Here is a 22,127-nt window from a genome sequence, read left to right as displayed (position 1 = left end):
AGGCCGTTCCAGCGAAGAGGACTCCATTGTCCCAAGCCCGGGCGGCCCGGCCCGTCAGCACCCCGGGCGCCGGCCTGTAGGAGCCGGACCCTTGCCAAGGCAAGGGCCCGGCCGCCCGCCGGCTTGCCTTACTCGAAGGCGTCCTCGTCCATGCCCAGCTCCTGCAGCTTGCGGGTGATGGTGTTGCGGCCTATGCCCAGGCGCTGGGCGGCCTCGACCCGGCGGCCGTGGGTGACGGCCAGGGCCGAGCGGATCAACTGCGCCTCGAAGCGGCGGGACAGCTGGTCCCAGACCTCGCCATGCCCCTGGGCCTGGGTGTGCTCCAGCAGCTGGCGCGCCTGCTGCCCCAGCAGATGCACCCAGTCCAGGTCGGACGTGGCCAGCCCCCCGTCATGCGGCTGGGCCAGCGACGGGGCTGGCATGGCGATGCGGCCCACTCCCTCTTCCGCCACGGCCGGCGCATGCGACAGCATCACCGGTGCGGGCACGCCGGCATTGCCGCCGCCCACGGGTGGCGCGGCCTCGCCCAGCACCTCGGGAGGCAGGTCCTTGACCGAGATGACCTGTGCTGGCGCCATGACGGTCAGCCAGTGGCAGATGTTCTCCAGCTGGCGCACGTTGCCGGGAAAGGCGAACGACTGCAGCCGCTGCATGGCATCGACCCCCATGCGCTTGGGCTCCACGCCCAGCTGCCGCGCGCTTTGCTGCAGGAAGTGGCGTGCCAGCATGGGCACGTCTTCGTTGCGCTCGCGCAGCGCGGGCAGGCGCAGGCGGATGACGTTGAGGCGGTGGAACAGATCCTCGCGGAAGGCGCCGTTGCGCACGCGCTGCTCCAGGTCCTGGTGGGTGGCGGCGATGACGCGCACATGGGCCTTGACGGCCTGGTGGCCGCCCACACGGTAGAAATGCCCGTCCGACAGCACACGCAGCAGGCGCGTCTGCAGGTCGAAAGGCATGTCGCCGATTTCATCGAGAAAGAGCGTGCCGCCCTCGGCCTGCTCGAAGCGGCCGCGCCGCTGGGTCTGTGCGCCCGTGAAGGCGCCGCGCTCGTGGCCGAACAGCTCGGACTCCAGCAGGTCCTTGGGGATGGCGGCGGTGTTGATGGCCACGAAGGGGCCGCCCGCCACGGGCGAGTGCTTGTGCAGCGCGCGCGCCACCAGTTCCTTGCCCGAGCCCGACTCGCCCGTGACCAGCACCGTGACCTGGCTCTGGCTGAGCCGGCCGATGGCGCGGAACACGTCCTGCATGGCAGGCGCCTGGCCCAGCATCTCGGCCTGCAGCGGGGCCTGTGCCTCGGCCACGTCCTCGCGCAGGCTTTCCTCGACGGCGCGGCGGATGAGTTCCACCGCCTTGGGCAGGTCGAAGGGTTTGGGCAGGTACTCGAAGGCTCCGCGCTGGAAGGCCGAGACGGCACTGTCCAGGTCGGAGTACGCGGTCATGATGATGACGGGCAGGCCGGGCTGCTGGGCGCGGATCTGCTCGAGCAGTTCCAGGCCGGAGCCGCCGGGCATGCGGATATCGCTGACCAGCACCTGTGGTGGCTGGCGCGCCGGGTCGCTGGCATCGACATCGGACAGTGCCGTGAGCACGTCGCGCGCCTGAACGAAGCTGCGCGTTGCCCAGCCTTCCCGGCCCAGTGCCTTTTCCAGCACGAAGCGGATGGAAGGGTCATCATCCACGATCCAGATCGGTTTCATTGGTGGTGCTTCCTTCCCTTGTTGCAGTGTTGACTTCCGTGGGCCTCAAGGCAGGGGAATGAGGATGCGGAAATCCGTGCGGCCCGGCTGGCTTTCACATTCGATCAGCCCCTGGTGGCGCTGCACGAAGGTCTGCGCCAGCGTCAGCCCCAGTCCCGAACCGCCATCCCTTCCCGATACCAGCGGATAGAAGATCCGCTCCTTGATGGCATCGGGAACGCCTGGCCCGTTGTCGATCACATGCAATTCCAATGCCAACCGGTAGCGTTGGCGACCAAAAGTTACCTGGCGCGCCACACGGGTTCTCAAAATGATCTCGGCATCGCCGGCAGCGATGCGTTCGTGCAAGGCCTGCGCCGCGTTCTGGACGATGTTGAGCACGGCCTGGATCAGCTGTGCGCTGTCGCCCCGGAACTCGGGAATGGAGATGTCGTAGTCGCGCGTAATGGTCAGCCCTGCAGGATGCTCGACCAGCACCAGCGAACGCACGCGCTCGCAGACTTCGTGGATGTTGACGTCACCGACCTCGTGCGGATGGCGGTGCGGCGCCAGCAGCCGGTCGACCAGCGCCTGCAGACGGTCGGCCTCGTGGATGATGACTTCGGTGTACTCGCGCAGCTCGGGCGCGTCCAGATCCATCTGCAGCAACTGGGCCGCGCCACGGATGCCGCCCAGCGGGTTCTTGATCTCGTGGGCCAGGTTGCGGATCAGCTCCTTGTGCGCCTGGGCCTGCTCGCGCAAACGCTCCTCGCGGTCCTGACGGGCCTGCTGCTCCAGCGGCCAAAACTCCACCAGCACATGGCCGGGCCGCTCGGCCAGGGAAACCGTGACGTGCACAGGAAGCGCATCGCCCCCCACGCGGTGCAGGCTGGCCTCGAAGCGCAGGGCAGCGAAGTCGTTGTCCTGGGCGCCGCGCAAGGCCTTGTCCAGCAAGGCCGGCTCGGTGAAGCAGGCAGCCAGCTCGCTGCCTTCGAGCATGCGGCGCGACAGGCCCAGTGCGTTCTCAAGGGCCGCGTTGGCGAAAAGCACGGCGCCTTGCTCGTCGAGCACGGTCATCAGCGTGCACAGCAGATCAAGCGCCTGATAGGAGGCCGGGGGCGCCGGCCGGTCGTCCTGGATCATGGCCGGGCTCGCATGGGCCGCTCGGGCCCGTCAGTTCTTGGGAAGTCGATCCAGTTCGCGGCGGATGCCGGCGACATCGCCTTCCTGCCGCGAGATGCTGCTCTTGAGCTGCTCGACACGTTCCAGATAGCCCTGGGGATTGCGCAACTCCAATGCGGTGCGCTGGGGATTGCCATCGTTGTACTCCTGACGCAGCTGTGTCAGCTTCTCCTGGGCGCGGGCCAGCTCGCTTTCGAGGATGGTCCGCGCATCGGAGTCGCGGGCCTTCTGGGCGCTGCTGTTGACCTTGGCCGGAGCGGGCGATCCTGCCGCAGGAGCGGCGGAGGTGCGCGGCGCCTGGCCGCCGCCCGAGGCCGCCGGCTTGCTGCCGCCATGGATCACCGTCACATGCCCGCCGTCCACCGGCTTGCAGTCCTTGGCCTTGGCCTGGCTGACGTTGTTGGTGTACTCGTTGCCGCAGCGGTAGATCACGTCCTGACACCAGGCTCCCACCGACAGCAGGGGCAGCAGCAGTGACACAAACAGTTTCTTCATTCCATTCCCTCGGGTAGCCAGATCGGAAGGGCCCGGCTTGTCCGGGCAAGTATCGCTCCATCTTCCGGGCTGGACGTCATTTCTTGAGCGGGCCAACCCCTTTTGGTTCCGCGCCCAGCATACCCAGGTCCTGGCCGAAAGCAAAAAAGGCGGCTTGCGCCGCCTTTTTGCCGACCCGCCTTACAGCGAGAAGTACATGTCGTACTCGACCGGGTGCACGGCCTGACGGTAACGGGTCACTTCGCCCATCTTCAGCTCGATGTAGGCATCGAGCATGCTGTCCGAGAACACGCCGCCCTTGGTCAGGAACGAACGGTCTGCGTCCAGTGCTTCCAGGGCCTGGTCCAGGCTGTGGCAGACCGTGGGCACCAGCTTGTCCTCTTCCGGGGGCAGGTGGTACAGATCCTTGGTCGCGGCTTCGCCGGGATGGATCTTGTTTTCCACGCCGTCCAGACCTGCCATCAGCAGGGCCGAGAAGCCCAGGTAGGGGTTCATCAGCGGATCGGGGAAGCGTGCCTCGACGCGGCGGCCCTTGGGGTTGGCCACGTAGGGGATGCGGATCGATGCCGAGCGGTTCTTGGCCGAGTAGGCCAGCTTGACCGGAGCCTCGAAGCCGGGCACCAGGCGCTTGTAGCTGTTGGTGCCGGGGTTGGTGATGGCGTTCAGGGCACGGGCGTGCTTGATGATGCCGCCGATGTAGTACAGCGCGAAGTCGGACAGGCCGGCATAGCCGTCACCTGCGAACAGGTTCTTGCCATCCTTCCAGACGGACTGGTGCACGTGCATGCCGGAGCCGTTGTCGCCCGGATAGGGCTTGGGCATGAAGGTGGCGGTCTTGCCGTAGGTGTTGGCCACGTTCCAGATCACGTACTTCATGACCTGTGTCCAGTCGGCGCGCTCCACCAGGGTCGAGAACTTGGTGCCGATCTCGTTCTGGCCGGCGCCAGCCACTTCGTGGTGGAACACTTCGACGGGAATGCCCAGCTGCTCGAGCAGCAGCACCATCTCGGCGCGCAGGTCCTGGGTGCTGTCCACGGGCGGCACGGGGAAGTAGCCGCCCTTGTTGCGCGGACGGTGGCCGCGGTTGCCGGACTCGAACTTGGCGCCGGAATTCCAGGGGGCTTCGTACTCTTCGATTTCGTAGAAGGTGCTGCCGGGTTCGGTGTTCCAGCGCACGCCGTCGAAGATGAAGAATTCAGGTTCGGGACCGAAGTAGGCGGTATCGCCCAGGCCCGAGGCCTTCAGATAGGCTTCGGCACGCTTGGCCACCGAGCGGGGATCGCGGTCGTAGGCCTTGCCATCGCCGGGTTCGATCACATCGCACTGCAGGAACAGCGTGGTCTCTTCAAAGAAGGGGTCGATGTTCGCGGTGGCGGGATCGGGCATCAGTTGCATGTCCGATGCTTCAATGCCCTTCCAGCCTGCCACCGACGAGCCGTCGAAGGCGTGGCCCGAGGTGAACTTGTCTTCGTCGAAGTGCGACACCGGCACCGTGACGTGCTGCTCCTTGCCACGGGTGTCCGTAAAACGAAGGTCCACGAATTTGACCTCGTTCTCCTTCACCATGTTCAACACGTCTGCAACGGTCTTTGCCATCAGATCTCTCCTGCCAATCTGGCTGATCAAAAAAGATAAATACTCTTAAGCAGTTTGCGTGCCAGGCTGCATCCATTGAGTGCATGCCCGCAGACTGGCACCTGCTTGGCGCGCCAGCCCCGTGATTCTGCCGCCTTGCGTGGGCGTTGTGGATGACATTGCAGCCTGGCCCGGCCCGAGTACCCACTCACCAAATCGGTGCAGATTTGGATGAAGGGCCGCAAATCAGATATTGCGCACCAATTCAGGGCCAAGAATTGCACCAAATGAGTGCAAGCCTTCCAGCAGCGTGGGCCAGGCCTTGGTGACGGCACCAGCTTCGCCCTTGACACCAAGTTCTATGTGCCGGCCGTGGTTGGAATCATCCACGCTGGGCAGGCTGAACACCTTGACGCCCGGGTGGTCGCGCTCTATGGCCACCATCAGCGGCGTCAGCGTGGCCTCCATTCCGCCGTAGACGATGACCGAATGCTCCCGCTGCACCGTGCTGTGGAAATGCTTGGCATAGCGCTGCTCCAGCACCCACTCGACCATGGGCCAGGCCATGACCGGGAAGCCGGGCACGAAGTGCACCGTGCCGCTGGCGCCCGAACAGGAAAAGCCCGGGATCTTGTTGTAGACGTTGGGGATGATGCGCGCGCCTTCGGGGAAGTTGCCCATCTGCAGCCGGTGCAGGTTGTCGGCGCGCTGGGGTTCGTAGGGCTTGCCTTCTTCGGTGGCCACATCGCGCATGCGCTCGCGGATCAGGGCCACGGCTTCCGGGTGCAGTGCCAGCGGCACGCCCAGGGCCTCGGCCGCGCATTGGCGCGTGTGGTCGTCGGGGGTGGCGCCTATGCCGCCAAAGCTGAAGACCACGGCCTGCGATGCGAAGGCGCTGCGCAGGGCGTCGGTGATGCGCGCCCTGTCATCGCCCACGTACTCGGCATGGGCCAGGGACAGGCCACGCGCGCCCAGCAGTTCGATCAGCTTGGGAAGGTGCTTGTCGGCACGCTTGCCCGACAGGATTTCGTCTCCGATGATGAGTGCGCCAACTTGAAGGGTCATGTGGTCTTTTCTTGCGGGGTGGGGGGAACAGGGGCTGTGCCGGAGCCTTGCGGCGCGTCGGGAGCGTAGGGAATGATGGGTGCTTCGGGCAGCGCCGGCTCCTCCTCGCGCATGCGCTGCAGCGCCGCCAGGCAGAAATGGGCAAACCACAGCGAGGAGAAGGCGAAGATCAGCGCATAGATCCAGATGGCCACCGGAATCAGTATCCAGAAGGCTGCAACGAAGACCACGCCCGAGGCCCAGACAATGGCCGGAGCCGCCCCCAGGTAGCCACAGACCACGCCCATGAGCATCAGCGCCAGGCGGTGGCGCAGGAACAGGCTGCGGCGTTCTGGCTTGCTGGCGTGGGCAGACAGCGCGTCGAAGGCCATGACGCGGTAGGTCAGCCAGCCCCAGATCAGCGGGGGGATCACCACCACCAGGGGAGGCACGAACCACAATGGAACCGATACCAGCAACGCGATCAGGGCGATCAGCGAGGAGCCGGCCGACCACAGCAGGCTGCCGATCAGGGTGGCACCCTGCCTGCGCTCGAGTGCCGGAAAGCGCCGTTGCGCCACCAGCTCGACCAGGGCCGGCGTCATGAACAGCGCCACCAGCAGCAGCGAGACCACGACCAGCACCGGCGTGACCGAGAGCACGACCAGCACCGGCGCCACCAGCTCGGGCAGCGATTGCACGCCCATCCAGGACCAGACCGTGTGCAGCCAGCCCACGCCCTGCAGGACTCCTTCCGTCCAGACCACGGCATCGGCCCAGAAGAAGTAACCCAGCAGCCAGGCCGTGATGGCCATGAAGAGCAGGGGAAACAGCGACCATGCAATCACCCGCTTATGCAGGCAATACGCCGTCGCACGCCAGAAGGAATCGAGTAGCAAGCCCATGCCGGCAAGCATACCCCGAGCCCAGCCTCAAGCGCGACCCATCAACCTTAGGAACCCACGCCATTGCTGGGCCCAAAAGCCCTGGCCGTAGTCGCGCAGCTGGCCCTGGGCATTGGGCTGGACCTGGTCGCGCACGCCGGTGGGATCGAAGCGCAGCTCGAAATTGGCGGTGCCGAACAGCATGTCCCACCAGGGCAGGAGCACGCCGAAGTTGTTGCCATGCGCCTTCTTGTTGCGCACGGGCGCCATGGGCTCGTGGCCAATGCCGATGGCGTGGTGGCGGCGGTGAAAGCGCGGGCTGATCCACAGCCGCTCGCCGATGGTGCCGAACCAGACGCGTAGGTTGGCATGCTGGAAGCTCTCGCTGAGCTGGGTGAAGGCCACGATGGCCACGAACTGGCCTGGAGCCACGCCGATGAGCTGGGCCACGAGCACGATGATGGTGTCGCGGATCACATCGTCGAGCAGGTGATTGCGGTTGTCGCTCCAGACCGTCATCTGGCGCTGCGAGTGGTGCAGCGCATGCAGCTTCCACCACCAGCCGATGCTGTGCTGGCCCCGGTGTATCCAGTAGTCGAGGAAGTCGAAGGCCAGCAGGTAGATGATCAGGCTGACCCAGGCCAGGTCGGTGACGCCGGGCCACACGCCGTCGAGGTGAAAGCTCGGCAGCCCCCAGACATGCAGGCGGCCCATGAGCTCGTCCCACAGCGGGTCCAGCGTGAAGAACAGGGCCAGCCGGAACAGGCCCAGCCGGTGGACCACGGTGTAGATGATGTCCACGTGGATGGCGCGCCGGTCGGTGACGGGCTCGACGGGCCGCCAGTACTGCAGCGGCGCGATCACGGCCACCATGATGAAGATCTGCAGCAGGCCCACCAGCAGCCAGCCTGTGGCGTCGTAGGCATCCTCCAGCAGGCTGGCCTGTCCCAGCCAAAAGAGCACAGGCTGGACAACGCCCTCGAACAGGCGCTGCTGCGCATTACCGAACCACTGAATCCACCAGTCCACACCACGCTCCCATCGCCCGCCGCGCTGCGCGCGCGGACGTCATGCGAATTTTGCTATCCAATCCCGATAGTCGGGATGCTCCCGCAGCGTGCGGAAACAGAACCCCTGCTTGAGCAGGCCCGTGATCAAAGGTTCCAGCACGGCCGGTGCCCAGGGGTCCTTGCGTGACCAGATGCCCAGATGGGCCAGCAGGATGTCTCCGCTGCGGATGTTCTTGAGCGCCTGGGCCAGCAGCTGCGCATTCGGGTAGCGGTCGCTGGGCAGCTCATCGCCCAGAAAACCCGCGCTGGCCCAGCCCACATGCATGTAGCCCCCCTGCCGCGCGGCATCCAGCAGCGCGGGCGAGGTCTTGCCGCCGGGCGCACGGAACAGCGGCAGAGGCTTGCGCCCGGTGATCTGCTGCAGCCGCTGTGCGGATCGGCGGATCTCGTCGCAATAGCCTGCCGCATCGACCGTGAAGTTCTCGTTGGCGCGAGGCCCTGCCGAAGGGCGCACGCGAAAACCCGTGACCGGCCCGTTCTTCGAGGCGCGCAGATCACCGCGCCAGTACATGTGGTCGTAGGTGTGCGAGGCGAATTCATGGCCTTCGGCAGCGCGCGCGCGCCACCAGGGCGCCCAGGTCTCGCCCAGGCTGCCGTCGCCTTGCTGCGTGCGCTCGTTGGCGGCAAAGAAGGTCACTGGTACGCCATGGCGCTTGAGCACCTCGGCCACCAGGTCGGCAATGCCCATGTGGCCCGTGTCGAACGTCAGGTACACGGTCTTGGCGCAGCCCGTGCCCTGCCCTGCGGCCATCGCGGGGCGCAGCAGGCTGAAGGCGGCGGCGCCAGCCAGCGATTGCGCAAAGAGTCTGCGGTCCATCAGCGCTGCGCGTGGGCCAGTGTCCAGACACCGTGGGGCGACTTGCCGACCTTGACCTGCTGGACCACCTTCTTTTCGACGGTGTCGATCACCGACAGCTTGCGCGCCCAGCGCGAGCTGACCAGCAGGTAGCGGCCGTCGGCGGAAACGTCCATGCAGTCCGGGCCTCCCGGGGCCGGGTAGCTGGCCACGACCTGGTTGGTCTGCATGTCGATCTTGCTGATGGTGTTGGCCACGCGGTTGCTCACATACAGGTGGCGGCCATCGCCGGCGGCACGCATGGCGTGGGCGCCAGCGGCTGTCTTGATGCGGGCCACGCTGCGCGGCTCGGGGCCGGTGATGTCGAACACTTCCACGCCATCGCTGCCGGTCAGGCCGATGAACAGCTTGGTGCCGTCCGGGCTGCCATAGAGATCGGCCGGCATGGGGCCGGTGGGCACGCGGGCCTTGATGGTCTGCGTGGCGATGTCGATGGCCACCAGGGCATCGCTGTCCTGCATGGTGGAATAGATGGTCGTGCTCCTGGCATCGATCCAGAGATGGCTGGGCGTCTTGCCCGTGGGCACGCGCTTGACCAACTGCGGGTTCTGGCCATCCCAGCGGTAGATGTCGATGTGGTTGAGGCGGTTGGCCGCCGTGACGAACCACTTCATGTCCGGGCTGAAGCGCAGGTGATAGGGGTCGATGATGTCGCGGATCACGCGCTGCACCTCGCCCGTGCGCGGATCGACCAGGGTCAGGGTATCGCCCAGCGCATTGGCCACGACCAGCGATTTCTCGTCAGGCGTGAGGTAGAGGTGGTGCGGCTCCTTGCCCGTGGGAATGCGGGCCGTCTCCTGCCAGGTGACCGGGTCCACGATGCTGATGTTGGCATCGAGCGAGTTGAGCACGAAGATGGGCGTGGGGCCCTGGGTCTGCGGCGGCGGCGTGACACGCGCAACAGGCGCAACAGGCGCTACCGGGGCAGCAGAGGCCGCAGGCACGGAAGGCGCGGCGGGAACGGCAGCGGCCTGAGCCGATGCAGCCTGCGCCTGGACGGCTGCAGGCGTGGCTGAGGCCGCACGGGCCGATTTGGATCCGGGCAGGGACGCCACGGCCAGCCAGGCCAGCGCACCGCCGCCCACAACCAAAGCCACAGCCGCGCCCAAGCGCCCGACGGAAAGACGTTTCACAAAGCACCACCTTCTGAGAATCTGCGCAGTGTAGCCGCGCCATTCAGCCCTCGGACGCTCTAGGGCATCGGCTTTTGAAGCTGTGCAAAAAACCGACATTTACGCGACGTTGGCCCGAGATATCGCGACAAGCGCGCCAACCCATGACTTGCATCAAGGCATGACGACAACGCATGAAAACGCAGGCCACAACGACAAAGGGAGCCGGTTGGCTCCCTTTGCAGGCAAGGACCTTGAAAGCGCAACGGCTCTCAGATCTTCCACTTTTCCAGGAGCTTTTCGGGACGCAGCGTGTCGTAGTGCTCGAAAGGCTGGTGGATCCAGGGGTTGGTCGGCAGGTAGTCCACCGAGTAGTCAGGCGTGAACGCGGACAGGCCCTTGGTCCAGATCACGGCGCTGCGCAGCTCGGTGATCGGCGGATAGTTGGTCTTGAGCATGGCGATCACGGCATTCAGCGTGTGGCCCGAATCGGCCAGGTCATCGACCAGCAGCACGCGGCCGGCAATCTCGCCCTTGGGCGTGGTGATGAAGCGCGCGATGTCCAGATGGCCCTGCACCGTGCCGGCTTCGGCGCGGTAGGAGCTGGTGGACATGATGGCCAGCGGCTTGTCGAAGATGCGGCTGAGCATGTCACCGGGACGCAGGCCGCCACGGGCCAGGCAGAGAATGGTGTCGAATTCCCAGCCGGACTGGTGCACTTTGATCGCGAGCTTTTCGATCAGTCCGTGGTATTCGTCGTAGCTCACATACAGGTGTTGACCGTCTTCCGTCAGCATGGAATGGCTCCTGGTTCAATCTTGGGGTTCAAACGCCAGCAGTTCACTGGGCGGCGTAGGGGTTTTGCATCAGGATGGTGTGATCCCGGTCGGGGCTGGTCGAAACCATGGCGATGGGCACGCCCGTCACTTCCTCGATGCGCTCCAGATAGCGGCGGGCATTGGCCGGCAGCTTGTCGTAGTCGGTCACGCCCACGGTGGAATCGGTCCAGCCGGGGATGGATTCATAGATGGGCTTGCAGCGGGCGATCTCGTCGGCGCCCATGGGCAGCAGGTCGATCTTCTCGCCATCGAGCTCGTAGCCCACGCACAGCAGCAGTTCCTGCAGGCCGTCGAGCACGTCGAGCTTGGTGATGCACAGGCCCGACAGGCCGTTGACCTGGGCGCTGCGCTTGAGCAGCGCGGCGTCGAACCAGCCGCAGCGGCGCGAGCGACCGGTGGTCACACCCTTTTCGGCGCCCACGGTGCTCATGTGCCAGCCTGGCGTGCCTTCCTTTTCCCAATCCAGTTCGGTGGGGAAAGGACCGCCGCCCACGCGGGTGCAGTAGGCCTTGGTGATGCCCAGGATGTAGTGCAGCATGCCGGGGCCCACGCCCGAGCCTGCAGCCGCATTGCCGGCGACGCAGTTGGACGAGGTGACGTAGGGATAGGTGCCGTGGTCCACGTCCAGCAGCGTGCCCTGCGCGCCTTCGAACAGCAGGTTGGCGCCTTCGGCGTGCGCGGCGTTCAGCTCGCGCGAGACGTCGGCCATCATGGGCAAAAGCTGCTCGGCATGGCGCATGGCTTCTTCGTACACGGCGTCGAACTGGACTTCGCCATCCTTGATGTACGGCTTGAGCGCGTCACCGAAGGTGAAGTTCTTCGAGCCCAGCACGTTGACCAGGATGTGGTTGTGCAGGGCCAGCAGTTCGCGCAGCTTGGTGGCAAAGCGCTCGGGGTACTTGAGGTCCTGCACGCGCAGTGCGCGGCGGGCAATCTTGTCTTCGTAGGCGGGGCCGATGCCACGGCCGGTGGTGCCGATCTTCTCGGTGCCGCCCTGCTCCCGCGCCGCTTCGCGCGCCACGTCCAGCGCCGAGTGGAAAGGCAGGATCAGCGGGCAGGCTTCGGACACGCGCAGGCGGTCGCGCACTTGAACGCCGGCCTTCTCCAGGCCTTCGATTTCCTCGAACAGCTTGGCGGCCGACAGCACCACGCCGTTGCCGATATAGCACTTCACGCCGGGGCGCATGATGCCGCTGGGAATCAGGTGCAGCGCGGTCTTCACACCATTGATGACCAGCGTGTGGCCCGCATTGTGGCCACCCTGGAAGCGGACCACGCCCTGGGCGCTTTCGGTCAGCCAGTCCACCAGCTTGCCCTTGCCTTCGTCACCCCACTGGGTGCCGACCACGACCACGTTGCGACCTTTGGTAGCTTTCATATTCAAATCCGATGAAATCCGAAGAAATTGACAAATGCGTCAGATGGCTTGCACGGCCCACTGCCCGGCAACCTGCACGAGCTCACGGTCGCAGTGGAACTCGTCCACTTCGCTTTCATGGCCTGGCAGCACGCAGACCACGGTCTCGCCCTGCCGGCGCAATGCCGCGATGGCGGCTGCCACCTGGGGATCGTCGCCCCAGGGCGCACGGATGGCAGCCTTGAGCGGGCGCTCGGGCACAACGGCCACGAGCTGCTTGATGTCCAGGCTGAAGCCGGCGGCGGGCCGGTTGCGGCCGAAGACCGCGCCCACCTCGTCATAACGGCCGCCGCGCACCAGCGCGTCGCTGGCACCCGGAACATAGACGGCGAAGCGCGTGCCGCTGTAGTAGGCATAGCCGCGCAGATCGGCCAGATCAAAGCTCACGTTCACGCCTTCCAGGCGCTGGGCCAGCCAGCGCAGCTGGTCCAGCAGAGGCTGCACGCCTGCCGTGCGCGCCAGCAGCTTCTCGGCGCGGTCCAGCACCTCGATGCCGCCGTACAGCTGCAGCAAGGCCATCAGGCCTTCGCGCGAGGCGACGGGGAAGTCCCGGGTGAGGCGCTCGAGTTCGCTCGCATCCTTGGCGGCCAGCGCGGCATGCACGCCGCGCAGCACCTGCATGTCCACCATCACGCCAGCCAGCAGGCTGCGCACGATGCGCACATCGGCCAGATCGACGTTGATGTCGGTGACGCCTGCGCTGCGCAGGCAGTCCAGCGCCAGGTGCAGTGCCTCCAGGTCGGCTTCCATGCCCTGGTGGCCGTAGATTTCGGCACCGAACTGCAGCGGCTCACGCGTGGCGCGGGGGCGGTCAGGGCGGGCATGGACGACGGGGCCGCAGTAGCACAGGCGCGTGAGGCCCTTGCGGTTGAGCAGATGGGCGTCGATGCGAGCCACCTGCTGCGTGGTATCGGCACGCAGACCCATGGTGCGGCCCGTCAACTGGTCGATGAGCTTGCAGGTCTGCAGGTCCAGCGCCTCCCCTGTGCCGGTGAGCAGGGATTCGAGGTATTCCAGCATGGGCGGCATGACCAGTTCATAGCCATAGCCACGTGCGGTATCGAGCAGGCCTCGACGCAATTCTTCGATGTGCCGGGCCTCGGAAGGCAAGACATCGGCGATGTGATCCGGCAGGACCCAAGCAGACATGGAAAAAGGGGGAGGCTGTTAAAAACGTGATTCTACCGGCTGTTGCGGGCCAGCCCAAATTGGGGGTGTCCCAAGGCCCGCGAGGAGCGTTCGGTATTCCGAATCGATTCGGTGTGCGGGCGCCAGCGGCAGCGCAAGAAAAAACGGCGCCCCAACAGGGGCGCCGTGCATGGGCCGGGCCGCGTTGCCGCTCAGGCGTTCTTACTTTCCAGAGCTGCCGCCGTTGCGGTAGGCCTTGAAGAAGTCGGTCTGCGAAGGATCGAGCACAAGCACGTCGCTCTTCTTGGCAAAGCTGGACTTGTAGGCCTCCAGGCTGCGGTAGAACTGCGCGAACTGCGGGTCCTTGCCAAAGGCGTCGGCATAGGTGCGGGCGGCTTCCGCATCGCCCTCGCCCTTGAGCTTCTGGGCATCGCGGTAGGCGTTGGCGATGGTGATCTCGCGCTGGCGATCGGCCTCGGCGCGGATCTTCTCGCCTTCGGCGGCGCCGGTGGAGCGCAGCTCGTTGGCCACGCGCTTGCGTTCGGCCTCCATGCGGCGATAGACCGATTCCGTGATGGTCTCGGCATAGTCCACGCGCGTGATGCGCACGTCGACCACGTCCACGCCCCAGGGCTTGGCGCCGCGCACGGTCTCCAGCACTTCGCGCTTGACGTCGTTCATCAGCGCGTCGCGCTTGCTGGACAGAAGCTCGCGCACGGTGCGGCGGTTGATTTCCTCCTGGAAGGCGTTGCGCACCACGCGGTTGAGCTGCATGGCACCGGCCGACTCATCCAGGCCCACGTTGCGGATGTACTCCGACGGATCGGAGATGCGCCAGCGCACGTACCAGTCGATGACCACGCGCTGCTTTTCGGCAGTGAGCATGGGCTCGGTGTCGGTGCTGTCCAGTGTGAGCAGGCGCTTGTCGATGTAGCGCACGTTCTGGAACGGCGGCGGCATCTTGATGTTCAGGCCCGGCTCGGTGATCACTTCCTTGATCTGACCCAGGGCATAGACCACGCCGAACTGGCGTTGATCGACGACGAACAGCATGGAGCTGAGCAGCGCCAGCGCCAGAAGAATGCTGGTGATGAAAAATCCAACTCGGTTCACTTGGGCTGCTCCTCAGCGTGCTTCGCGGTCACGGCTGCGACTGCTGTCGCGGCTGCGCGCATCGTTCGAAAGGCCGGGAATGGCGGCAGGCGCAGGCGCCTGGGTGCTGGGGGCAGCCGAGCCATCGGCTGCCGGCACATTGCCGCTCACGCCTTGCATGATCTTGTCCAGCGGCAGGTACAGCAGGTTGGAGCCCTGGCGCGATTCCACCAGCACCTTGGTCACGTTGCCGTAGATCTGCTGCATGGTTTCCAGATACATGCGGTCGCGCGTGACCTGGGGCGCCTTCTGGTACTCGGTGAACACCGAGCTGAAGCGCTGCGCATCACCCTGGGCCTGGGCCACGATGCGGGCCTTGTAGCCATTGGCCTCTTCCAGCAGGCGTGCCGCCGAGCCGGCTGCGCGGGGCACCACGTCGTTGGCATAGGCCTGGGCTTCGTTCTTGGCGCGCTCGCGCTCCTGGCCGGCACGCAGCACGTCGTCGAAGGCGGCCTGCACCTGCTCGGGCGGACGCACGCCGCCTTGCTGCAGGTTGATGCCCACGACTTCCACGCCCACCTTGTAGCGGTCCAGGATGGTCTGCATCAGGTCGCGCACGCGCGGCGCGATCTGGTCTCGCTCCTCGGCCAGCGCCGTATCCATCTTCATCTTGCCGACGACTTCGCGCACGGCGGTCTCGGCGGCCTGGACCACGGCCTCGGACGGGTTCTTGCTCTCGAACAGCCAGGCACGCGCGTCGCTCAGACGGTACTGGACGGCGAACTTGATCTCGACGATGTTCTCGTCCTCGGTGAGCATGGCCGACTCGCGCAGGCCCGTGCTCTTGATGATGGTGTCGCGCCCCACGTCGGCCGAGCGGATCTGCGTCACGAACACCAGTTCATGGCGCTGGATCGGGTACGGCAGGCGCCAGTTGATGCCGGCACCCACCGTGCTCTTGTACTTGCCGAACTGGGTGATGACGGCCTGCTGGCCTTCCTGGACGATGAAGATGCCCGTGCCCATCCAGATGATGAAGGCAATGCCGGCAATCAGGCCCACGCCCATGCCAGCACTGCGCATGTCCGGCGGCTGGCTGCCACCGCCATTGCGCACGGGCGGCTGCCCGCGGCCACCGCCCGGCTTGCCCCCGAACAGGCCCGAAAGCTTGCGGTTGAGGTCACGCCACAGCTCGTCCAGATCCGGCGGCTGGCCACCCCCACCCGAGGAGGGACGGTTGTCACGGCTGTCGCGGTTGTCGCGTGCGGGTTCCGCAGGCGGCGGCGCAGCGGGACGGTCGGCATCGGGGCGCGAGGCATCGTCGTTCTTGTCGTCGCCACGTCCCCAGCGCGGATCATTCAGGTTGAACATCCCGCGAAGGCGCTGCGGCAGCATCGCCCAGCGATGGGCGCGTTGTGAAAGATTCATGCGAGAAGTCTCGGTTTCTTCGGTAAAGACAGGGACCCAATCGGCATTTTGCCCAATCAGGGCGCTAGCCCCTAGTATTCGGCGTCCTGCCCAGGGGGCATCGCGCCATCCACCTCCCCTTCGCCCCGCTCTTCACCACCATGCGCTTCGGCGTATTCCGCTTCTGCGCGCAGTGCGTGGTCGGCCAGCAGCTGCCGCAGCTGCGGCAGCCCCTCACCGGAGCGGGCGCTGACAAACACCCGTGAAACAGGTAGCCCGTCAAGCTCGTACTGGTCCTGCAACTGCGCTGGAAGCCGCTCTTCATCGACGGCATCGAGCTTGTTGAAAACCAGTACCAGAGGCACCTCCTGGGCACCGATTTCCTTCAGAACTTTCTGGACTTGTTGGATTTGTTCCGGGAAATTCGGATTGGAGGCGTCAACCACATGCAGCAGAAGATCGGCATCGATCGCCTCCTGCAACGTGGCCTGGAATGCATCGACCAGCCCGTGCGGCAGGTCGCGGATGAAGCCCACGGTGTCCGACAGGGACACCGATTGCCGGGCCTCGTTCAAATACAGCTGGCGCGTGGTCGTGTCCAGCGTGGCGAACAACTGGTCGGCCGCATAGGCCCGCGCCTTCACCAGCGCGTTGAACAGCGTGGATTTGCCGGCATTGGTGTAGCCGACCAGCGAGATGTTGAAGATGCCATGGCGCTCGCGCCGGCGGCGCTGCGTGGCGCGTTGCTTCTTGACCTTCAGCAGCCGCTCCTTGGTGCGCTTGATCGATTCGTCGATCATGCGGCGATCCAGCTCGATCTGCTTTTCGCCAGGGCCGCCGCGCCCGCCGATGCCGCCCATCTGGCGCTCCAGGTGGGTCCAGCGGCGCACGAGGCGCGTGGCCACGTATTGCAGGCGCGCCAGCTCCACCTGCAGCTTGCCTTCATGGCTGCGGGCGCGCTGGGCGAAGATCTCCAGGATCAACAGGGTGCGGTCGTTGACCGGCATCTGCAGATGGCGCTCCAGATTGCGCTGCTGGGCCGGGCTCAGGGCCTGGTCGAACAGCACTTCCTGGGCACCGTGCATCTGGGCGAGCATGCGGATTTCGTCGGCCTTGCCGCTGCCCACGAACAGCGCCGCATCGGGCACCTTGCGCTTGCAGGTCAGGCGTGCAACGGGACGCAGGCCGGCCGTGCCGGCCAGCAGGCCCAGCTCTTCCAACTCGCCATCGAAATGGGGAAAGCCGAAATCCACGCCCACCAGCAGCACTGGCGTTGGCGTGGACCGGTCAAAAGATTCAGAACTCAAGAAAAACCTCTCCCGAAGGGTGAGGAAGCTCCCCGGCTGTGCGGGGAGGCATCAGGGCGCAGCGAGCTCAAGCGCTGGCGTCGCTGCCGGCAGCTTCGGCCGTGGAGAAGTTCACGGCGCGGCCGGGAACAATGGTGGAGATGGCGTGCTTGTAAACCATCTGGGTGACGGTGTTGCGAAGCAGAACCACGTACTGGTCGAAGGATTCGATCTGGCCTTGCAGCTTGATGCCGTTGACGAGGTAGATGGACACCGGCACATGTTCGCGGCGCAGCGCGTTCAGGAACGGGTCTTGGAGGAGTTGGCCTTTGTTGCTCACGATATTCTCCGTGTTCGAAGAGTGTTGTTGTAAACCGACACCTTACCACAGTGTTTTGGGCCCCCTGTCTGCACAAGGGTTTTCCCCAAATTCCGTGGCTTGTTATTTGTCCTTGTCGGCGAAAGGATTATGAGAGGTTTTCAACTCGATCCGCAACGGCGTGCCGACCAAATTGAATTCCTTGCGGAACCGCCCTTCGAGGAAGCGCTTGTAGGCCTCCGTCACATGCTCGAGCGAATTGCCGTGTATGACGATGACCGGCGGGTTCATGCCGCCCTGGTGCGCGTAACGCATCTTGGGTCGGTAGATGCCTGTCTTCTTGGGCGTCTGGAACTGCACGGCTTCCATCAGCAGGCGCGTGAGCACCGGCGTGGGCATCTTGCAGGTGGCTGCCTTGTGCGCCTGGATGATGGAGTTCCACAGCGGACCCAGGCCCTGGCGCTTCTCGGCCGAGATGAAGTGCATGGGAGCGAACTTCAGGAAGGACAGGCGCGTCTCGATCGAGCGCTCCAGCATCTGGCGCTGGTAGTCGTCCACCGCATCCCATTTGTTCACGGCCAGCACCACGGCGCGGCCGCTTTCCAGCACGTAGCCGGCAATGTGCGCATCCTGATCGGTCACGCCCTGCGTGGCATCGATGAGCAGCAGCACGACGTTGGCGCTCTCGATGGCCTGCAGCGTCTTGACGACGGAGAACTTCTCGATGGCCTCGAACACCCGCCCCTTGCGGCGCAGGCCTGCTGTGTCGATGAGTTCGAACTTCTGGCCGGCGCGCTCGAAGGGCACGGAGATGGCATCGCGCGTGGTGCCCGGCATGTCGAAGGCGACCAGTCGCTCCTCGCCCAGCCAGGTGTTGATCAGCGTGGACTTGCCGACGTTGGGGCGACCGGCCACGGTGAGGCGGATGGGCTTCTGGGCCACATCGTCGAAGGGGTCGTCTTCCTCGGGTTCGGGCAGGTTGAGCTGGCCCAGGGCCAGGTCGACCAGGCCGCGCACACCCTGTCCGTGCGCGGCGGAAACCGGCAGCACTTCGCCCAGGCCCAGTTCGTAGAACTCGGTCAGCTGCACGCCTTCCTTCATGCCCTCGGCCTTGTTGGCCACGAGCACGCAGGGCTTGCCCAGGCGGCGCAGGTACTTGGCGATGTCATGGTCCTGGGCAGACATGCCCAGGCGCGCATCGACGACGAAGACCACGACGTCTGCCTCGGCCACGGCCTGCTGCGTCTGGCGCGCCATCTCCTTGAAGATGCCGCTGGATGCATCAGGCTCGAAGCCGCCGGTGTCGATCACGATGTATTCGTGCTTGCCCTGGCGGCCCTGTCCATAGTGGCGGTCACGCGTGAGGCCCGCGAAATCCGCGACGATTGCATCCCTCGACTTGGTCAGCCGATTGAACAGCGTCGATTTGCCCACATTGGGTCGCCCTACCAGGGCAATAACTGGCTTCATTCCCGAAAATACCTATCAATCCGGCCGGAAGCCGTACACAGTTCCGCTGCGGCTTACCACCACCAGCGTATTGGCAGCCGATACCGGGGGCGAGGCCACACCGGAGTCGTCCGTCTTCAATCGTGCCAGCGCCTGTCCGTCCGTCTTGGACAGCAGGTGCACCACACCATAGTCATCACCAAACACCACCGAACGGCCCAGCATCAACGGCGCCGTCAGGCGGCGGTGCTGCAACTGGTCGATGGACCACACGCGCGAGCCGTCGCCGCGGCGCCAGGCCTGGACGGTGCCATTGCTTTCGGCGCCGAACACGGTCTCGCCATCGCCGTCGATGCCGTCGGCACCCTTGGACGGCTGGGTCCAGCGCACCGATGCATTTTGCGTATCCACACAGCCCACGGCAGCCTGGAAGGCGCGCGCGCAGACGCTGTCGCCGACACGGCTGACGCGGCCGACGAGGTCCACCAGGCGCTCCACGTCATTGGTGCCGCGCGGGCTGGCCAGCGGGGCCTCCCAGCGCACGGCACCCGTGTCGGGATCGATGCCCACCATGCGGCCCGACAGGCCGGCCACCAGGGTGTTGCCCACGGCGATCAGAACGCCGGGCTGGCGCAGCACCAGCGGTTCGCCAGGGCGCTGCGCGGTCCACAGCTTGCGGCCATTGGCGGCATCGAATGCGGCCAGCGAGCGGTCGGCCGCCAGCACGAAGACGCGGCCGCCCGCCACCAGCGGCGGCGTGTAGGCGGCTGCGGGCAGCGGCTGCTTCCACAGCTGCTTGCCTTGCGAGTAGACGATGACCTGGTTGCTGCGCGTGAGCACGGCCTGGCGCTGGGCGTCGCCGCCCACGCCGGCAGTCAGCGGCTCGCCAACGGTGAAGCGCGACAGCTGGCTGCCATTGCGCGCATCGAGGGCCGTGACGCTGCCGTCCTTGGCCGCGATCAGCAGCGTGTCACCCTGCACATGGATGTCGGTGGCCAGTGGCACTTCGGCGCCCAGCTTGGCCGTCCAGGCCTGGTGCACTGCCAGCAGGCCGGGGTTGGCCCCCAGTTCCTTGGGCTTGGGCTTGGTGTCGCTGCTGAACCACGAGGAGACCGTGGAGCAGCCGCCCAAGGCACCGGCCAGCAGGCCCAGAGCCATCCAGCGCGCAACGCCACGCGGGCGCGAGATTGCCATCAGTTGATCTGCCGAAGTTTTCAAGGTTGCTTCTCCGAGGTCGAAGTCTTGGCCTGTGCCAGCACGGTGGGCGTGGCGCCCAGGGCGTTGAGCTTGAATTCGATCAGGCGTCCGTAGTCCACGCCCTTGTCCAGGAGCGCATGGGCGCGCTGGTAGGCGTCGATGGCCTCGGCCGTCTTGCCCTGGGCCGCAAGAATGTCGCCGCGGCGGTCGGCCACGATGCCGGCGAAGGATTCGGGCATGCTGCCATCCAGCGCCTTCAGGGCTTCGTCGTACTGCTTTTGCTGCTCCAGCACGGCGCTCAGGCGCAGCTTGGCCAGGGCCTTGTAGCCTTCGTCGCCCTTGTCGGCCACCCAGGTCAGGGCTGCCTTGGCATCATCGAGCCTGCCTTCGTCCACTGCAGCCTTGGCCAGCAGCAGGCCGGCCTGGGCTGCCTGCGTGGTGCCGGCGTACTTGTCCTTGAGATCGGCAAAGGCCTGGCCGGCGCGCGCCGCATCCTTGCCTGACAGCGCCACATCGACGGCATGCGCCAGAGCGGCAGCCTGGGTGGCCTGGCGCTTTTCCCAGTACTGGTAGCCATTCCAGCCGGCAAAGCCGACAAAGATGACCACGAGCACACCCGTGATCAACGTGCCCCAGGTATTCCAGAAATGCTTGAGCTGCTCTATCTGCTCTTGTTCTTCGAGATCGAAATGGTTTGCCATGAATCGCCTGTGTCGCCTTGTGTATGGAGGACGCCGCTGGAGCGGTGGCCTGGAAAGCTGCGGATGACGGTCAAACCGCCGATTGTAGGGTGGCAGCCCATTGGGCCGCATCGGCCAGGGCTTGCTGCACCTGCTGGCCCGTGCCATCGCGCAGCGACTTGACGGTGACCAGGCCCTGCTGCAGCTCGTCGGAGCCGAAGATCAATGCGAAATGCGCGCCACTGGCGTCGGCCTTCTTGAACTGCGACTTCATGCTGCCCAGGCCTTCGGCGCTGGCCGCATGCATCTGCACGCGCACGCCGGCCTCGCGCAGTTGCTGCAGGGTGCGCAGGGCCACGGGCATGGCCGACACGTCGGGAACGATGGCGTAGGCGTGCAGCGTGGGCGCGGGGATGTCGGCGCCCAGCTCCTTGACGAGCTCCAGCACGCGCTCCACCCCCAGCGCCCAGCCCACGGCCGGCGCGCTCTTGCCGCCCACCTGTTCGATCAGGTAGTCGTAGCGGCCGCCGGCGCAGATGGTGCCCTGCGCACCCAGCATGTCGGTGATGAACTCGAACACCGTGAGGTTGTAGTAGTCCAGGCCGCGCACCAGGCGCGGATTCACGGTCCAGGGCACGCCATTGGCGTCCAGGATGGCCTTGAGTCCGTCGAAGTGGGCCAGCGAGCCCTCGCCCAGGAAGTCCAGCAGGCGCGGCGCCCCGTTGACCATGGCCTGCATAGCGGGATTTTTGGTGTCCAGCACGCGCAGCGGGTTGCTGTACATGCGGCGCCTGGCCTCTTCGTCCATCACGTCCTGGTGCTGCTCCAGGTAGGCGATCAGGGCCTGGCGGTGGGCCTGGCGCTCCTCGGGCTGGCCCAGGCTGTTGATTTCCAGGCGCCACTGCGTCAGGCCCAGCTGTTTCCACAGGGAGACGGCCAGCAAAATGAGCTCGGCATCGACATCGGGGCCGGCAAAGCCCAGGGCCTCGGCACCGATCTGGTGGAACTGGCGGTAGCGGCCGCGCTGCGGGCGCTCGTGGCGGAACATGGGGCCCATGTACCACATGCGCTTGCCGCCGTCGTACAGCAGGTTGTTTTCGATGGTGGCGCGCACCAGGCTCGCCGTGCCTTCTGGGCGCAGCGTCAGGCGCTCGCCATTGAGCTTGTCCTCGAAGGAGTACATCTCCTTTTCGACGATGTCCGTCACCTCGCCGATGCCGCGCACGAACAGTTGCGTGTGCTCGACGATGGGCGTGCGCACGTTGCGGTAGGCAAAGCGCGCCATCAGCTCGCGCACCTGCGCCTCCAGCCATTCCCAGCGAGCGGACTCGGCGGGAAGAATGTCGTTCATGCCTTTGACGGCGGAGAGTTTTTCGGGTTTGGCCACGTTGTTCTCGTTCGATGAATGCTCGGAAACAG

At 65.7% G+C, this 22,127-nt stretch carries 20 protein-coding genes; all 20 read right to left on the bottom strand.

Annotated elements, in window-relative coordinates:
- Positions 1-128 precede the first annotated feature (128 nt).
- The 20 genes from ntrC to hisS all read right to left on the bottom strand — a co-directional run bounded on the left by ntrC (position 129) and on the right by hisS (position 22,059).
- Positions 129-1,697, bottom strand: coding sequence for a nitrogen regulation protein NR(I) (ntrC, locus tag PO605_RS13000; protein WP_047472001.1), 1,569 nt, complete (start codon positions 1,695-1,697; stop codon positions 129-131).
- 45 nt (positions 1,698-1,742) lie between these two features.
- Positions 1,743-2,819, bottom strand: a complete 1,077-nt coding sequence (gene glnL, locus PO605_RS12995; protein WP_016447543.1) for a nitrogen regulation protein NR(II) — start codon at positions 2,817-2,819, stop codon at positions 1,743-1,745.
- A 30-nt stretch (positions 2,820-2,849) separates the two neighbouring features.
- Positions 2,850-3,353: a hypothetical protein gene (locus tag PO605_RS12990; protein WP_047472003.1), complete on the bottom strand. Its 504-nt coding sequence runs from the start codon at positions 3,351-3,353 to the stop codon at positions 2,850-2,852.
- Positions 3,354-3,533: 180 nt separating this feature from the next.
- Positions 3,534-4,949 (bottom strand): type I glutamate--ammonia ligase, encoded by a 1,416-nt coding sequence (gene glnA, locus PO605_RS12985; RefSeq protein WP_016447544.1) that lies wholly within the window; start codon positions 4,947-4,949, stop codon positions 3,534-3,536.
- 225 nt (positions 4,950-5,174) lie between these two features.
- Positions 5,175-5,993, bottom strand: a complete 819-nt coding sequence (locus PO605_RS12980; RefSeq protein ID WP_047472004.1) for a competence/damage-inducible protein A — start codon at positions 5,991-5,993, stop codon at positions 5,175-5,177.
- Entirely contained in the window at positions 5,990-6,889 is a 900-nt protein-coding gene (locus PO605_RS12975; RefSeq protein WP_016447546.1) for an EI24 domain-containing protein, read from the bottom strand. The genes PO605_RS12980 and PO605_RS12975 overlap by 4 nt, the downstream gene beginning before the upstream one ends.
- A gap of 15 nt (positions 6,890-6,904) precedes the next feature.
- Positions 6,905-7,885 carry a sterol desaturase family protein gene (locus PO605_RS12970; RefSeq protein ID WP_013801177.1) on the bottom strand — a complete coding sequence of 327 codons (981 nt, stop codon included), beginning with the start codon at positions 7,883-7,885 and terminating at the stop codon, positions 6,905-6,907.
- Between the two features lie 39 nt (positions 7,886-7,924).
- Positions 7,925-8,743 carry a polysaccharide deacetylase family protein gene (locus PO605_RS12965; protein ID WP_047472006.1) on the bottom strand — a complete coding sequence of 273 codons (819 nt, stop codon included), beginning with the start codon at positions 8,741-8,743 and terminating at the stop codon, positions 7,925-7,927.
- Positions 8,743-10,014 (bottom strand): YncE family protein, encoded by a 1,272-nt coding sequence (locus tag PO605_RS12960; RefSeq protein WP_047326700.1) that lies wholly within the window; start codon positions 10,012-10,014, stop codon positions 8,743-8,745. The genes PO605_RS12965 and PO605_RS12960 overlap by 1 nt, the downstream gene beginning before the upstream one ends.
- 152 nt (positions 10,015-10,166) lie before the next feature.
- Entirely contained in the window at positions 10,167-10,691 is a 525-nt protein-coding gene (locus tag PO605_RS12955; protein WP_047472007.1) for a phosphoribosyltransferase, read from the bottom strand.
- Between the two features lie 43 nt (positions 10,692-10,734).
- Positions 10,735-12,111, bottom strand: coding sequence for an adenylosuccinate synthase (locus PO605_RS12950; protein ID WP_016451293.1), 1,377 nt, complete (start codon positions 12,109-12,111; stop codon positions 10,735-10,737).
- Between the two features lie 39 nt (positions 12,112-12,150).
- The gene (locus PO605_RS12945; protein WP_272206539.1) at positions 12,151-13,299 is read right to left on the bottom strand and encodes an ATP phosphoribosyltransferase regulatory subunit; all 1,149 of its coding nucleotides are present in this window, start codon (positions 13,297-13,299) and stop codon (positions 12,151-12,153) included.
- A 201-nt stretch (positions 13,300-13,500) separates the two neighbouring features.
- Positions 13,501-14,391 carry a protease modulator HflC gene (gene hflC / locus PO605_RS12940; RefSeq protein WP_016447552.1) on the bottom strand — a complete coding sequence of 297 codons (891 nt, stop codon included), beginning with the start codon at positions 14,389-14,391 and terminating at the stop codon, positions 13,501-13,503.
- Positions 14,392-14,403: 12 nt separating this feature from the next.
- Positions 14,404-15,798, bottom strand: coding sequence for an FtsH protease activity modulator HflK (gene hflK, locus PO605_RS12935; RefSeq protein ID WP_016447553.1), 1,395 nt, complete (start codon positions 15,796-15,798; stop codon positions 14,404-14,406).
- Between the two features lie 71 nt (positions 15,799-15,869).
- Positions 15,870-17,084, bottom strand: coding sequence for a GTPase HflX (hflX, locus tag PO605_RS12930; protein WP_016447554.1), 1,215 nt, complete (start codon positions 17,082-17,084; stop codon positions 15,870-15,872).
- A 67-nt stretch (positions 17,085-17,151) separates the two neighbouring features.
- Complete coding sequence (hfq, locus tag PO605_RS12925; RefSeq protein WP_012206813.1) at positions 17,152-17,403, bottom strand: RNA chaperone Hfq; 252 nt, start codon at positions 17,401-17,403, stop codon at positions 17,152-17,154.
- A gap of 102 nt (positions 17,404-17,505) precedes the next feature.
- Positions 17,506-18,852 (bottom strand): ribosome biogenesis GTPase Der, encoded by a 1,347-nt coding sequence (gene der, locus PO605_RS12920; RefSeq protein WP_016447555.1) that lies wholly within the window; start codon positions 18,850-18,852, stop codon positions 17,506-17,508.
- Positions 18,853-18,867: 15 nt separating this feature from the next.
- On the bottom strand, positions 18,868-20,025 hold the full coding sequence (gene bamB, locus PO605_RS12915; RefSeq protein WP_016447556.1) for an outer membrane protein assembly factor BamB: 1,158 nt from the start codon (positions 20,023-20,025) through the stop codon (positions 18,868-18,870).
- 20 nt (positions 20,026-20,045) lie between these two features.
- Positions 20,046-20,729 carry a YfgM family protein gene (locus tag PO605_RS12910; RefSeq protein WP_016447557.1) on the bottom strand — a complete coding sequence of 228 codons (684 nt, stop codon included), beginning with the start codon at positions 20,727-20,729 and terminating at the stop codon, positions 20,046-20,048.
- A 70-nt stretch (positions 20,730-20,799) separates the two neighbouring features.
- Complete coding sequence (gene hisS / locus PO605_RS12905) at positions 20,800-22,059, bottom strand: histidine--tRNA ligase (RefSeq protein WP_212646543.1); 1,260 nt, start codon at positions 22,057-22,059, stop codon at positions 20,800-20,802.
- Positions 22,060-22,127: the final 68 nt, after the last annotated feature.

The organism is Delftia sp. DT-2 (genome assembly GCF_028401915.1).
GTDB lineage: Bacteria > Pseudomonadota > Gammaproteobacteria > Burkholderiales > Burkholderiaceae_C > Comamonas > Comamonas tsuruhatensis.
The sequence above is the reverse complement of the archived record's forward strand: the minus strand, read 5'-3'. Positions and strand labels throughout refer to the sequence as shown.

Excerpts from the sequence above, each read along its gene's own strand:
- glnA (WP_016447544.1), bottom strand. The coding sequence starts at position 4,949 with ATGGCAAAGACCGTTGCAGACGTGTTGAACATGGTGAAGGAGAACGAG.
- PO605_RS12990 (WP_047472003.1), bottom strand. The coding sequence starts at position 3,353 with ATGAAGAAACTGTTTGTGTCACTGCTGCTGCCCCTGCTGTCGGTGGGA.
- hflK (WP_016447553.1), bottom strand. The coding sequence starts at position 15,798 with ATGAATCTTTCACAACGCGCCCATCGCTGGGCGATGCTGCCGCAGCGC.
- PO605_RS12955 (WP_047472007.1), bottom strand. The coding sequence starts at position 10,691 with ATGCTGACGGAAGACGGTCAACACCTGTATGTGAGCTACGACGAATAC.
- der (WP_016447555.1), bottom strand. The coding sequence starts at position 18,852 with ATGAAGCCAGTTATTGCCCTGGTAGGGCGACCCAATGTGGGCAAATCG.
- PO605_RS12965 (WP_047472006.1), bottom strand. The coding sequence starts at position 8,743 with ATGGACCGCAGACTCTTTGCGCAATCGCTGGCTGGCGCCGCCGCCTTC.
- PO605_RS12975 (WP_016447546.1), bottom strand. The coding sequence starts at position 6,889 with ATGCTTGCCGGCATGGGCTTGCTACTCGATTCCTTCTGGCGTGCGACG.
- bamB (WP_016447556.1), bottom strand. The coding sequence starts at position 20,025 with ATGGCAATCTCGCGCCCGCGTGGCGTTGCGCGCTGGATGGCTCTGGGC.
- ntrC (WP_047472001.1), bottom strand. The coding sequence starts at position 1,697 with ATGAAACCGATCTGGATCGTGGATGATGACCCTTCCATCCGCTTCGTG.
- PO605_RS12980 (WP_047472004.1), bottom strand. The coding sequence starts at position 5,993 with ATGACCCTTCAAGTTGGCGCACTCATCATCGGAGACGAAATCCTGTCG.
- glnL (WP_016447543.1), bottom strand. The coding sequence starts at position 2,819 with ATGATCCAGGACGACCGGCCGGCGCCCCCGGCCTCCTATCAGGCGCTT.
- PO605_RS12910 (WP_016447557.1), bottom strand. The coding sequence starts at position 20,729 with ATGGCAAACCATTTCGATCTCGAAGAACAAGAGCAGATAGAGCAGCTC.
- PO605_RS12960 (WP_047326700.1), bottom strand. The coding sequence starts at position 10,014 with ATGTCGGTTTTTTGCACAGCTTCAAAAGCCGATGCCCTAGAGCGTCCG.
- PO605_RS12950 (WP_016451293.1), bottom strand. The coding sequence starts at position 12,111 with ATGAAAGCTACCAAAGGTCGCAACGTGGTCGTGGTCGGCACCCAGTGG.
- hisS (WP_212646543.1), bottom strand. The coding sequence starts at position 22,059 with ATGAACGACATTCTTCCCGCCGAGTCCGCTCGCTGGGAATGGCTGGAG.
- PO605_RS12945 (WP_272206539.1), bottom strand. The coding sequence starts at position 13,299 with ATGTCTGCTTGGGTCCTGCCGGATCACATCGCCGATGTCTTGCCTTCC.